This window comes from Pseudoduganella sp. S-14 (genome assembly GCF_049913285.1).
Lineage (GTDB): Bacteria > Pseudomonadota > Gammaproteobacteria > Burkholderiales > Burkholderiaceae_D > Rugamonas.
This window is the reverse complement of sequence record NZ_CP183991.1, coordinates 1,910,019-1,924,061: the sequence shown is the minus strand read 5'-3', so window position 1 is coordinate 1,924,061 and position 14,043 is coordinate 1,910,019. Positions and strand designations below refer to the sequence as shown.

8 protein-coding genes are annotated in these 14,043 nt (G+C 62.9%); 6 read left to right on the top strand and 2 right to left on the bottom strand.

Going from position 1 to position 14,043, the window contains the following annotated elements; genetic code table 11:
• Position 1: 1 nt before the first annotated feature.
• Both ACN9MZ_RS08745 and ACN9MZ_RS08740 read right to left on the bottom strand, forming a co-directional pair.
• Positions 2-1,354 (bottom strand): MFS transporter, encoded by a 1,353-nt coding sequence (locus tag ACN9MZ_RS08745; protein WP_426341786.1) that lies wholly within the window; start codon positions 1,352-1,354, stop codon positions 2-4.
• 6 nt (positions 1,355-1,360) lie between these two features.
• Positions 1,361-4,012 carry a TonB-dependent receptor gene (locus tag ACN9MZ_RS08740; protein WP_426341785.1) on the bottom strand — a complete coding sequence of 884 codons (2,652 nt, stop codon included), beginning with the start codon at positions 4,010-4,012 and terminating at the stop codon, positions 1,361-1,363.
• A gap of 197 nt (positions 4,013-4,209) precedes the next feature.
• Between ACN9MZ_RS08740 and ACN9MZ_RS08735 the strand changes: the two genes are divergently transcribed.
• The 6 genes from ACN9MZ_RS08735 (at position 4,210) to ACN9MZ_RS08710 (ending at position 14,008) form a co-directional block, all read left to right on the top strand.
• A complete protein-coding gene (locus ACN9MZ_RS08735) occupies positions 4,210-5,307 on the top strand; it encodes a sialidase family protein (protein WP_426341784.1) in 1,098 nt (365 codons plus the stop codon).
• A 2-nt stretch (positions 5,308-5,309) separates the two neighbouring features.
• Positions 5,310-5,816: a TlpA family protein disulfide reductase gene (locus ACN9MZ_RS08730; RefSeq protein ID WP_426341783.1), complete on the top strand. Its 507-nt coding sequence runs from the start codon at positions 5,310-5,312 to the stop codon at positions 5,814-5,816.
• Positions 5,817-5,916: 100 nt separating this feature from the next.
• On the top strand, positions 5,917-6,210 hold the full coding sequence (locus ACN9MZ_RS08725; protein WP_426341782.1) for a hypothetical protein: 294 nt from the start codon (positions 5,917-5,919) through the stop codon (positions 6,208-6,210).
• Positions 6,211-6,277: 67 nt separating this feature from the next.
• Positions 6,278-8,371 carry a TonB-dependent receptor plug domain-containing protein gene (locus ACN9MZ_RS08720; RefSeq protein WP_426341781.1) on the top strand — a complete coding sequence of 698 codons (2,094 nt, stop codon included), beginning with the start codon at positions 6,278-6,280 and terminating at the stop codon, positions 8,369-8,371.
• A 121-nt stretch (positions 8,372-8,492) separates the two neighbouring features.
• Complete coding sequence (locus ACN9MZ_RS08715) at positions 8,493-11,642, top strand: glycoside hydrolase family 2 TIM barrel-domain containing protein (RefSeq protein WP_426341780.1); 3,150 nt, start codon at positions 8,493-8,495, stop codon at positions 11,640-11,642.
• On the top strand, positions 11,639-14,008 hold the full coding sequence (locus ACN9MZ_RS08710; protein WP_426341779.1) for a beta-galactosidase: 2,370 nt from the start codon (positions 11,639-11,641) through the stop codon (positions 14,006-14,008). Before ACN9MZ_RS08715 ends, ACN9MZ_RS08710 begins: the two co-directional genes overlap by 4 nt.
• Positions 14,009-14,043 lie beyond the last annotated feature (35 nt).

The following is a 14,043-nucleotide window of genomic DNA, read 5'->3' as shown; positions in this document are numbered from 1 at the left end:
TTCAAGCGCTTACATAGCCGTTGGACTTCATGCTCTCTTTCACGGTGCCGTAATACTCATCGCTGATGCGATAGGCGAACATCAACAGCCCCATGAGCAGGTGGAAGAAGCCAGGAATCACCGAAAGCATCAGGGCGATGCCGTTCAGTGCGAATTCGGATTGCGCCTGATTAGGCACGTAATGGAAATAGGTGAGCAGGATGCCAACCAGGCCGCCGGCGATCGCCATGCCCGCCTTCTGGCAGACCGAAATGCCGCCGAAAGCAAACCCGGAAACGCGCTTGCCGGTCTTGACCTGGCCGTAGTCGATCGTCTCGCCGATAGCGGACCAGAATACCGGCGCATGCAGGTCGACGATGAACGACAGTGCGAAGAACAGTATGAAGGCCAGCATCACATCGCCCGGCTTGACGAGGAGGTAAATCGCCAGGCTGATGCCCGCCACGATCAACTGCGTCCAGCGGAACAGCTTGACCTTGCAGTAGACCTTCGTGATCCAAGTCGATGCGATCATCGACAGGATGGCGGCCACCACGCCGGTGGACAGGAAGGCCGATACCTGCGCCGTATTGAGGCCCAGGTAGTACTTGGCGTAATAGATCGCCACCGAACCTCGCACCACATAGCCGATGGTGCCGGTCACACATACGCCGCACAGGATCAGCCACTGGTCGTTTTTCATCAGCACATTCAACTGCTCGCCCAACGACTGGCGCACCACCACATGGTGCACGCGCTCGGTGGTGGTGAAGAAGCAGAACAGGAACAGCGCCACCCCCAGCACCGCCATGACCGCCATCGCCATCTGGTAGCCGTGGGCGGCATTGCCCTCGCCCCAGCGCTCCGACAGCAGCGGCACCACGATGGTCACCAGGAAGGCGCCAATCTTGGCAAAGAACAGGCGGTAGCCATTGGCCGACAGGCTTTCCTTCGGATCGCTGGTCAGCGCACTTGGCAGGGAAATATACGGAATGCCGACACCCGCCGTCATCACGGTCATGATGATGTAGGTGGAGTATGCCCACACCAGCTTGGCGTCGTAGCCCCAGTCCGGCGTGGAGAACACGAAGAGGATGCTCACGCCGTAAGGAACCGCAAGCCACAGCAGGTAGGGACGGTAGCGGCCGAAGCGGCTGGTGAAACGGTCGGTGATCTGGCCCATGGTCAGGTCAGCCACCGCGCCCACGATCTTCACCAGCACGAACAGCAACGCCAGGTCTTGCGTTCGCAAGCCGTAGATGTCGGTGTAGAAGAAAGTAATAATCAGCATCATGGAGGAAATCACGACATTGAGTGCCGCATCCCCTGCCCCGAAGCCCGCCTTTTCGAGCACCGACATCTTTTGGTTTTGCATGGTAAATCAGTTCTTCCAGTTCAACATCAGGCCGACGGTGCGGTCATAGCGGCGGATATCGCGTGGATATACGTTCGCGTCAGTCCAATAGTCCTTGTATTTGAAGTTCAGCAGGTTGGTGCCGGTCAGGGTCAGCGCCAGGTTCGGGGTGAACCGGTAGCTGAGGGAGCCATCCAGGCTGCTGAGAGCCCCTGTCATCAGGTCGCGATTCGGTGCCGTCCCTTTGATGGCCGAAGTATCGTTGTAGGTCTGCACGAACTTCGAACGCCAGTTATAAGCCAGGCGGCCGGAGAACCCGTACTTCTCGTACATCAGCACAATGTTATACGAGTTTTTCGACATGCCCGGGAAAGTCTGCTCGGAAGGGCCAGTCTTCGAGGAAGTCACGCCGCCTTCCATATAGGTGTAATTCAGTTGCGTGCCGAAGCCGCTCAACCAGCCCGGCAGGCTGTCGTAGAACTGCTGGTAGGACAGCTCGACGCCCTGCAGGTGGCCCTTGTCGGTATTGAACGGGCGCGAAGTCAGGTAGCTCACACCCTGGTACACCTCGGGCACGGAGCGGCTGACGATGTAGCCGTCAAAATTGTGGCGGAACACGGTGCCGCTGACCATCGAAGCGGGCGCGAAATACCACTCCAGCGAAGCATCCAGATTCTGGCCGATGACCGGCTTCAGGTCGGGATTGCCGCCCGATGCCGTGGCCTGGTTGGTGGTGCCGTTCGAGTTCACATACGCGGTGCCAGGATTGAGCTGCGAGAATTCCGGACGGCTCATGGACTTGGAATATGCCACGCGCGCAAACAGGTCCTTGCGCAGCGTCGCCTTGAAGGACGCGCTCGGCAAGGCATCGGTGCTTGAGTTGCTCTTCGGCGTCGCGACCGGCACGCCGTCGACCATGCTGTAGCCAAAGGAATCCGCGTCGGTTCTCGTCAGGCGCACGCCCACCATCCCGTCCACCGGTACGCTGCCAAGGTCGAAGCCCAGGCGCGCCTTGCCGTAGACGGCGTAGTTTTTCTCGTTGACCGAGAAGAAAGATCCCTGGTCAAGCGCCTTGGCATTGGACGAACCGGTGACTGTCTTGCGCACGTCGCCCGTATTATTCAACAGGAAGCTTGCGCAAGGGGTGTACCAGAATGGCGTGCCATAGTCTTCCGACAGCTCACGGTTGGTGCAAGTCATGCCTGGCATGGTCGCGGCGGAAATGCGGGTCGCCGGGTTGAAGGCATCAGGTGCACCCATGCTGCCTTCGATCGATTTGATCGATTCGGCGTTGCGCTTGTTGAATCGGACGCCAGCGCTGAATTCCTGGAAGATGCCATTGCCATCCGGCGTATACGAGGCATCGGCACGCCAATCGGTCGAAGAACCCTTGTCGTTGCCATAGCGATCAAACAGCTGGAACAGGTAGACATTCTTCGGATCGGTCATGTCCATGCCGCCGTAGCGCACGAAGGCGCCGCCGTTGGCATTGGTCTTCAGGAAAACGTCCGGCACGGTGACCATGGTGTCCATGATTGGATTGCGCCAGTCGTATTTCGACTCGGTGCGCGCCAGCTCGGTGCTCAGGCGCAGACCGGGAGCAGCGTGCCATTTGGCGCCGACCGCGGTCTGCCAGGTGCGGTTATCCGAAGCCCTGGCCTGGGTCGACAGGATGGTGTTGGCGTCGTGCGAAGTCAGCTCGTCCAGCTGGTCGGTGCCAGGTATCTTGGTGCCGCTGATGCCAGCGCCGGGGGCCCACCACGGCAGGCCGACGAAAAAGTCGGTCTCGTCCTTGTTCTTGTAGCGGGAATAGACACCTTCGGCATAGACTTCGAGGTCCTTGCCTGGCCGCCATTGGAGCGCAAAATTCTCGGCAGTGCGTTTGCGCTCGCCGTAGATGCCTTGCAAGCCGACCAGGTCCGGACCGGTCAGGTTTGGCAGCAGCCAGTCCTTCTGGACCGGGAAAGTGTTGAAGCTGCGCTCTTCGTGGAAGTTGTTGCGCACGTAGGAAACGCCGAACAAGGCACCGATTTCACCGTATTCGGTCTTCCAGCGGTTCGAAATCAGGCCATTGGCTTCAGGATCGGTCTTGTGCGACTTGTCCTGGTTTTTCACGCCGCCGTTGGCACTCAGGGTGAAGCCCTTGAAGTCGAACGGACGATTGGTGCGCACATCGATCACGCCCGCGATACCGCCTTCAACCAGTTCAGGGCTCTGCGACTTGTACACATCCACGCGCTGCAGCATGGTGGACGGGATGTCGGCCAGTTTGATGTAGCGGCCGGTGGTGGTGTACATTTCGCGGCCATTCAGGGTCGTGGCGATGCCCGGCAGGCCGCGGATCAGGACGTCGGAAGCTTCGCCGGCACCGCGACTGACCTGGATGCCGGGAATGCGGGCCAGCGTCTGCGCCACGTTCGTATCGGGGAACTTGCCAATATCGTCCGCAACGATGGAGTCGACCACGTTTTCGGAGCGCTGCTTGATGTCCAGCGAGGATTGGGCCGCGGCACGCATGCCGCTGACCGTCACGACAGAAACCTCGCCCTGGGCTGCCTGCTGCGCGATGGAAGGCACGGCGCTGAACAGGCCAATGCCGGCCAATGCCGCGACAGACAGCTTGAGTGCAATCGGGCGGCGCGGTGCCGCCAGCCCTGGCACGTATGCTTGGCACTTCATAAGTCTCCTGACTATAGTTTTTGTAAGTTACTAGGTCCTGAAACTCATCTTAGGTAAATCAGTGAGAACAAACTAATCAATTTTTTTCAAAGTTAGATATCAAAATCGATATCACGTTCCGGTTGATCTGGGTCATGGAAAGAGGTACTGCAGATGCAGGATTATGACTGGCAATATCCATCCTGCCACGTCCCGACATGAACCTGCCCCTCCTGGCGGCCCTAGCCGCCTCCACCCTCGGTACCTCGGGGGCCTTTGACCAGCAGGGCCGCCTGTGGGTGGCGCATGCCGGAGATAACGGCATCGTGCTGCAATCGAGCGCCGATGAAGGCCGCAGCTGGACGCCGCCGCGCCAGGTTTTGCCCAAGCCGGAAACGGTGGAAGCAAACGGTGAAGCCCGCCCGAAAATTGCCTTCGGCCCGCAGGGCCAGCTCTATTTGAGCTACACCCAGGCGTTGGGCAAACACCACACTGGCAATGTCCGCTTCCTCCGCTCGCTGGACGGAGGGCAGACTTTTTCGCCCCCATACACCGTGCAGCGCGACCGCGCGCCGATAGGCCACCGTTTCGACGACATCCAGGTCGACCCGCAGGGCCGCATTTACCTGGCCTGGCTGGACCAGCGCGACAAGGATGCCGCCCAGGCGGCCTCCCGCCCCTATCGCGGCATCGCCATCTATTACGCCGTCTCCACCGACGGCGGGGCCAGCTTCGGCGACGACGCCAAACTTGCCGACCATACCTGCGAATGCTGCCGCATCGCCACCGCAATCGCGCCCGATGGACGTGTAGCCGCCATGTGGCGCCACATTTTCGAGCCGAATATCCGCGACCATGCCGTGGCGTGGCTGCCGGCCGGCGGCCGCCCGGCCGCACCGGCGCGCGCCACCGAAGACGGCTGGAAGATCGACGCCTGCCCGCACCACGGCCCCTCGCTGGCGTTCGACGGCAAGGGCCAGCGCCACCAGGCCTGGTTCAGCCCTGCCGGCGACGAAGGCGGCGTGTTCTATTCGGGCAATGGCCAGTTGATGCGGCTGGGCGGCCAGCAAGCGGAGCATGCCGAAGTTGGGGCGGCCGGCCAGCGCGTCGCCGTCGTCTGGAAGGAGTTCGATGGCACGGCGACCGGCATCCACGCCCAGGTGTCGCCGGACGGCGGTGCAAGCTGGAGCAGGCACATCATCGCCACCACGCAGGGCGGCTCCGACCATCCCCACATCATGCGGCGCGGCGCCGAACTCTGGCTGCTGTGGCGCACCGCCGATGAAGGCATCGTAGTACGCAAACTCGAGGAATGATCATGAAGATGCTCCATCCCCTGGCCGCCGCAGTTGTGGCAACCGCCATCGCCGCGCTTTCCGCGCTGGCCGCGTCCCCCAGCGCCTACGCTGCCGGCAACGCGGGCCTGAAGGCCTTCGAACCGCAAAGCGTCGAACAGATCGCCGCCAGCCACAAAGGCAAGCCTTTCGTGGTCCTGGTCTGGTCCATGGATTGCGAGTTCTGCCAGCACAGCCTGGACGTGCTGTCGAGAGCCCGCGCCGCCAATCCGGGCTTCGACATTGTCACCATCACCACCGACCCGCTGTCAGACGCAGCCCTGTCGCAGATGGTGCAGAAGCGCCTGTCCGGCATCGACCTGCTGGCCGACGCCTGGAGCTTCGGCACACTCGCACCGGAGCGCCTGCGCTACGCCATCGATCCACGCTGGCGCGGCGAGAAACCGCGCAGTTACTGGTACGATGCACAGGGGCAGCGTGTGGCCCACTCAGGCGTTATCACGCCGGCCTTGATCGAGAAAATGCGCTGATCGCAAAAACTTGACCGAGTTCATGGTTTGACAACTGCCCAATCGCTACGATGGGCACATGTTCTCGCACCGCACCACTCGCCGCTTCGTAACACTGCTGTTGCTGCTGTATGTAGCACTGCAAGGCTACGCAGCCGCAGCGCAGGTAGCGATGCCGATGATGGATCACGCAGCATGCGCTGAACATCACGAGGGGCACGACCAACATGGGATGGCGGACTGCTTCACACAGTGCACGCTGTGCGGCGCACTGGCCATGGCGCCCGGCTACAGCAAGCCCTCCGCTCCCGCACCGCATGACCTCACAGGTCCTCGGACCGCCATCATCGCGGCGCAGTACGATGGCGAATCCCATCTGCCGCACCAGGCGCGAGGACCTCCACCCGCAGTGTGACACCTGCTCTTATTCCAATGCGCCGCCGCCCCCGGCGGCGCACGACTCGTCACACCGGAGAATAAAAATGAATCCGCAGTTACGCAAGCACCTGCTTGCAATGTCTGTTGCCACCGCCCTTCCCTGCTACGCCCAAACCACCCTCCCCAGCGTCATCATCACCGGCACCAATCCCGACGTCATGCAAGTAGACGTCAGCAAGAAAGGCTTCCCCAGCGATACCGCAAACCTGTTGCAATCCGTGGCCGGCGTCAGCATGATCAGCGGCGGCGGCGTGTCCGGACTGCCATCGATCCGCGGCTTGGCCGACGACCGCCTGCGCATCCAGGTCGACGGCATGGACCTGGTCTCGGCCTGCGCCAACCACATGAATCCCGCGCTGTCCTACATCGCGCCGTCGCAAGTCGAATCAATCCAGGTCCTGCCCGGCATTACGCCCGTCAGCGTCGGCGGCGACAGTATCGGCGGCACCATCCGCGTGCGTTCCGCCGACCCGAAATTTGCTGAAGCCGGCGCGCAACTAAGAGAAGGCCAGGCCACGTTCGTCTACCGCAGCAACGGCAATGTGCGCGACGCCAGCCTGGCAGCGACGCTGGCCAGCGACACTTTCTCGGCCAGCTATCGCGGCGCCGCGATCAAGGCCCATAACTACGAAGATGGCGACGGCAAGGCAATCGGCTCCTCCGCCTACGAATCCCGCAACCATGCGCTGACCCTGGCCATGCGCTCCGAAGCGCGCCTGCTGGAGCTCAAGTTCGGCCTGCAGCGGATGCCCTACCAGGGCTTCCCCAACCAGCGCATGGACCTGACCCGTAACGACAGCGAACAAGCCAACCTGCGCTATCTTGAGCGCTTTGGCTGGGGCACGCTGGAGGGCCGCGCCTACCACGAACACACTCGCCACGCCATGAACTTCGGTCCCGACAAGCAGTTCTGGTACGGCGCGAAGAAAAACATCCCCGGCATGCCGATGGATACCGAAGGCAAGAACACAGGCCTGTCGCTCAAGGCGACCATTCCCTTGTCGCAGCCCGACACCCTGCGCGTCGGCGCCGACTACCGCCGCTACCGCCTGGACGACTGGTGGGACCCTTCCGGTGGCGGCATGGCGCCGGACACGTTCTGGAACATCCGCGACGGCCAGCGTGACCGCCTGGGCGCCTTCGCAGAATGGGACCGCCGCTGGAATCCGGCCTGGTTCACCCAGTTCGGCGTGCGAGGCGAGCTGGTTACCAGCGACACCGGCACGGTGCAGGGCTATAACGCCGGCTACAACAAGGATGCGTCGGCCTTCAACGCACTCGATCGCAAGCGCAACGACCATAATCTTGACCTGACCGCCCAGGCGCGCTACGTGCCATCCCAGGACATGACGGTCAAATTCGGCTACGCTCGCAAGACCCGTTCGCCGAACCTGTACGAGCGCTATAGCTGGTCCACCGGCGGCATGGCAATGGCCATGGTGAATATCGCCGGCGACGGCAACGGCTATGTCGGCGACCCGTCGCTGCGTCCGGAAGTGGCGCATATGGCCACCGGCAGCATCGAATGGCACGATCCGGCGCAGGAAAAATGGTCGTTCGCCATCTCGCCTTACTACACCAGGGTCGATGACTACATCGACGCGCGCTGCCTGACCGCCTGCAAGGCCGGCGCCTTCGTGAACCTGCGCTTCGCCAACGTCGATGCGAAGCTGTACGGCACCGAAGTGTCGGCACATGCGGCGCTGGCGTCCGGCAGCTACGGCACGCTGTCGGGCGACATGCTGGTGAACTACGTGCGCGGCGAAAACCGCAGCACGGGCGACAACCTGTACAACATGATGCCCCTGAACACCCGCCTGTCGCTGAACCATCGCCTCGGCGCGTGGAGCAACGTGCTGGAACTGCAGGCCGTCAAGGCCAAGGACCGCGTCTCCTCGCTGCACAACGAACTGCGCACCGGGGGCTACGCCCTGGCAGCCCTGCGCACCAGTTATGCGTGGAGCAAGGTGCAGCTCGACTTCGGCGTGGAAAACCTGTTCGATCGCCGTTACGACCTGCCTTTGGGCGGGGCCTATGTCGGCCAGGGCATGACCATGGCGTTGAACGGCGTTCCCTATGGCATCGGGGTGCGCGGCATGGGGCGTTCAGTGTATGCCGGCCTGACCTTCAAGTTGTAGGGATCGGTATATCAAACCGATATAGGAGTCGCGAAATAAGCCATTGGTAAGCTATTGCTGCCAACCGTAGGATTGTGCTGCCGGATACCGTCCAACACACAAAACTACGAGACAAGCACCAATGACGACACCGCGACTTCCCGCCCTGCTGGCCCTGGCCAGTGCGCTGGCGACAGCCTTCCCCCTGGCCGCCAGCGCCGCTCCCGCAAGCAAGTTTGCCGAATGGGAGCAACCGGAAGTGGTTCAAGTGAACCGCGAACCGATGAAAACCACCTTCTTCAACTTCGAGCGGCGCGACCTGGCGCTGAAGGGCGACAAGGCGGCTTCGCAGTACTTCCTCTCGCTGGACGGCACCTGGTCGTTCGCCTACTCCCGCAATCCGGAATCGCGGCCGGTCGATTTCTACAAGCCGGGCTTCGACGTGAGCCGCTGGAAAACCATCAAGGTGCCTGGAATGATGCAGGCGCAGGGCTACGGCCAGCCCCTGTTCAACAACAGCGACTACCCTTTCCCGCCCAACCAGCCGTACATCCTGCACAGCATGAACGAGGTGGGCTCCTATCGCCGCAACTTCGACCTGCCGGCCAACTGGGATGGGCGCGATGTCTTCCTTCATATCGGCGCGGCCGGCGCCGCCTACTACATCTGGGTCAACGGCCAGCGGGTCGGCTACTCGGAGGACTCCAAGCTGCCGTCGGAATTCAAGCTGACGCGCTTCCTGCGCCCTGGCAGCAATGTGATCGCGATTGAACTGTACCGTTTCGCCGACGGTTCCTACCTTGAGGACCAGGACTTCTGGCGCGTCTCCGGCATCGAGCGCAGCGTCTACCTGTACGCCGAGCAAAAATCGCACTTGCGCGACTACGTGGTGCACGCCACCCTGGACAAGACCGCCTATCGCGACGGCGAATTGACGCTGCAGCCCGAATTCACGGGCGCTGCACAAGGCAAGCTGACAGCCACGCTGCTGGACGGCGACAAGGCCGTGCTGTCGCTGGAAAGCGGCGTCCACGGCGGCAAGGCTGCGCCGCTGCGCGGCACCGTGCCCGGCGTGCGCCAATGGTCGGCCGAGGCGCCCAACCTGTACCGCCTGCTGCTCGAATTCCATGATGCAAAGGGCGCGCTGGTGTCCTCGACCTCGCGCATGGTTGGCTTTCGCACCGTGGAGGTGAAGGATGGCGAAGTGCGCGTCAACGGCAAGCGCATCATGATCAAGGGCGTCAACCGCCACGAACACGACCCGCACACCTTCCACGTCATGTCGGAAGAGTCAATGCGCAAGGACATGGAGCTGATGAAGCAGGCCAATATCAATGCCGTTCGCACCTCGCATTACCCGAACGATCCGCGCTGGTACGACTTGGCGGACGAATACGGCCTGTACGTGATGGACGAAGCGAACATCGAGTCGCACGAGTACATGGGCATGGGCGACCACGTGCGGAATATTCCTGGCGCGCGCGAAAAGATCCAGCTCGGCTACCAGCCGCATTGGGCGGCCGCCCACCTGGACCGCGTGAGCCGCATGGTGCAGCGCGATCGCAACCACCCAAGCGTGATCCTGTGGTCGCTGGGGAACGAGGCGGGCACCGGCCCGAACTTCGAGAACGCGGCCAAATGGATCCGGGAACAGGACCCGGAACGCCTGATCAGCTACCTTGGCCATGGCACCATCGGCGAGGAGCATTTGCCGAACGATTACGTCGACATCTATGCGCCGATGTATGACCCGATCGAAAAGATGATCGATTACGCGCAGGACCCGCGCTACAAGCAGCCGATGATCCAGTGCGAGTATGCGCATGCGATGGGCAATAGCCTCGGCAACTTTGAAGATTACTGGCAGGTGATCCGTTCGCACCGCAAGCTGCAGGGCGGCTTTATCTGGGACTGGGTGGACCAGGCCATGCTGCTCAAGGATAAGCAGGGCCGCAGCTATTGGGCGCAAGGCGAAGATTACGGCCCGAATCCGCGCAAGGATATGTCGGAAGTCGGCGATGGCCTTGTGCAGGCCGACCGCACGCCCGATCCTGAGTATTACGAGGTGCGGAAGGTCTACGCGCCGGTGGTCTTTGAAGGCGATCCGGCATCCGGGCGCCTGAAAGTCGCCAACCGCTATGACTTCGCAGACCTGTCCGGGTTCGACTTTGACTGGTCGATTGCGCGCGACGGCACGCAAGTCGCGGGCGGATCGCTGGCTGGCGTCAAGGCAGCCGCGCAGACATCTGCCGATGTATCGTTGAACTTGCCGAGGCTGGAACGCGATCCGCGCTTCGAGTACGTGCTGACGCTACGCGCCAAAGCCCGCGACGGAGCCATTCGCGGCGTCCCTGCCGGCATGGTGCTCGGCTTCAGCCAGTTCGTGCTGCAATCGCCAACCGCTGCCGCCGACACGGCGGGCTCCGGCGGCTGGATTGCGCCGCTACGCGCAGGGAACATTGTCGAGCTGCGCGCGGGCGGAGCGCTGCTGACGGTCGACGCTGCAAGCGGCAAGCTGGCCTACTCGGCAGGCGGCAAGCAGTTGCTGGCCGGAGGCATGCCCTACTTCTGGCGCGCGCTGACGGAAAATGACCTCGGTACGGGCCTCAATAAAACCCACACCATCTGGAAGCAGTTCAGCGAAGAACGCAACGTGCGCTCCTTCGACGTCCTGAAAGACGGGGTGCGCATCGAATACATCTTCGGCGCCGGCTCCGCGCGCTGGAACGCCACTTATCGAATGGATGCCAAAGGTGCAGTGCAGGTTACCGCCACCTTCGCCCCACTGCGCGGCGACCTGCCGGACCCGCTGCGCATCGGCATGCGTTTCGACAGCAATCCTTCCCTCGATACGGTGGAATGGTATGGCCGCGGCCCGCAGGAATCGTATAGCGACCGCATCACTGGCGCCCCGCTTGGCCGCTACAGCGGCACGCTGGCCGACCAGTACCACAACTACATCCGCCCACAGGAAAGCGGCAACAAGACCGGCGTGCGCTGGCTGACGCTGAAAGGCGGCGGCAGCGGCCTGCAACTGCGCGGCACGCAGCCGCTCTCCGTCAACGCCCTGCCATTCCCATACGAGGACCTGTACCCGCGCCCGCGCGGCACCTGGCACAGCTCCGACATCCATCCGCATGGCGACGGCTCGCTGCTGGTTGACGCGGTGCAGACGGGCGTAGGCGGCGATACCGGCTGGAGCCAGGTAGGCCGGCCGCACACGCAATACCGCATCAAGCTGGAGCCCACCACCTACCAGTTCACCATCACGCCGCAAGGAGCCGCGCAATGACCAATCAAACCCGTCGCCGCGTCCTGGCCGGCGCGGCAGCCAGCGCCGGCGCGGCCCTGCTGCCGATGTCCGCTACCGTGCATGCAGCCACCAGCGCACGCTTCAGCATCGGCAAGGATGATTTCCTGCTCGACGGGAAACCGCTGCAGATCCGTTGCGGAGAAATGCACTTCGCCCGCGTGCCGCGCGAATACTGGCAGCACCGCCTGAAAGCCATCAAGGCCATGGGTTTGAACACCGTCTGCGCCTACCTGTTCTGGAATTACCACGAATGGCGCGAAGGCCGCTACGATTGGGGCGGACAGCGCGACGCCGCCGAATTCTGCCGCCTCGCGCAACAGGAGGGCCTGTGGGTCATCCTTCGCCCCGGCCCCTACGCCTGCGCCGAATGGGAAATGGGCGGCCTGCCCTGGTGGCTTCTGAAAAAGAGCGGCAGCGACGCATTCCTGCGCACCCGCGACGAAGCCTTCATGAAGCCGGCCAGGCGCTGGCTGGCGGAAGTCGGCCGCGTGCTGGCTTCGCAGCAAGTTACGCGAGGCGGTCCTATCCTGATGGTGCAGGTCGAGAACGAATACGGTTTCTTCAGCGACGACCTGGAATACATGCGCGGCATGCGCCAGGCCCTGCTCGACGCCCAGTTCGACGTGCCGCTATTCCAGTGCAATCCGACCAACGCCGTCTCGCGCACCCATATCCCGGAACTGTTCTCGGTAGCGAACTTCGGCACCGACCCGGATGCCGGCTTCAAGGCCCTGAAGGCCGTGCAGCAAGGCCCGCTGATGTGCGGCGAATACTATTCCGGCTGGTTCGACACCTGGGGCAACCCGCACCGCCGCGGCGCCGCCACCAAGGCCGTCGCCGACATCCAGCAGATGCTGAAAATGGGAGGCTCCTTCAGCCTGTACATGGCGCATGGCGGCTCCACCTTCGGCCTGTGGGGCGGCTGCGACCGTCCCTTCCGCCCCGACACCAGCAGCTACGACTACGATGCTCCGATCGGCGAAGCGGGATGGACCGGCGAAAAATTCCAGGCCTACCGCAAAGGCATCGAGCCATTCCTGCAGCCCGGCGAAACACTGCCTTCGCCACCGGCGCGCCAGCCTGTGATGGCGATTCCCGCCTTTACGCTCAAGGAATCGGCTGCAGTCTTCGCCAGCCTGCCGCAGGAAGCGATACGCGACAAATCGCCGCAACCGATCGAGCAGTACGACATCAGCCGCGGCCTGGTGTCCTACCGTGTCTCCCTGCCTGCCGGCCCGGCCGGCAAGCTGACCGCAGCCAAGGTGCGCGACCTGGCGTGGGTGCATGTTGACGGCAAGCTGGCCGGCACCTTCGACACCCGACACCGCCGCTTCAGCATCGACCTGCCCGCGCGCGACAAGCCCGCCACGCTGGAAATCCTGCTGTACACCATTGCCCGCGTCAATTTCGGTCCCGAAGTGCACGACCGCAAAGGCTTGCACGGCCCGGTGCAATACCAGCCGAAAGGCGCCGCGCCGGTCGCCTTGGAAAACTGGGAAATCCGCGCCATCGACTTCGACGCCGATGGCGTGCTGCCGCCGCTGCAATGGAAACAGCAGCGCACGAGGGGTCCTGCTTTCTGGCGCGGCAGTTTCGATGCCGGCAAAACCGCCGACACCTTCCTCGACATGTCGGCCTGGGGCCAGGGCATCGTCTGGATCAATGGCAGTTGCCTGGGCCGCTACTGGAGCATCGGCCCGACGCAAACCATGTACCTGCCCGGCCCATGGCTGAAACGGGGCCGCAACGAAGTGGTGGTGCTCGACCTGACCGGTCCACAGCGCGCCGAATTGCGCGGCCTGGAAACCCCGATTCTCGACCGTCTGCAACCGGAACGCGACCTGCCCCGCCCTCCGAACAAGGCCAGGCCCAGGCTGGAAGGCGTCACGCCTGCCTACAGCGGCCAGTTCCAGCCCGGCAGCGCCACGCAGGACGTGCGCTTCGCCGCGCCGGTCAGCGGGCGCCAGTTCTGCCTCGAATCGCTGGATGCTTTCGACGGCAAGCAGTATGCGGCCGTAGCCGAAATCTCGCTGCTGGACGCCAAGGGGCAGCCGATCAACCAGTCCGCCTGGACCATCGCCTACGTGAGCAGCGAGGAAGGCAAGCGCGAAGACGGGCAGGCGCTGAATGCCATCAATGGCCAGGCCAGCGATTTCTGGCACACCGCGTTCGCAGGCAAGTCCCCGGCGCCAACCCACCCGCACCGGCTGGTGATCGACCTCGAGAAGAATGTCGAAGTGGCCGGCATCCGTTATACGCCGCGCCAGGGCGACGACAAGGTAACGGGCCGCATCAAGCGCTTCAACGCCTACCTTGGCGCGCAGCTGGTAGATCCAGGGGAATAAGTCGACGTTATGCCCATTCGATATACAAGACGATA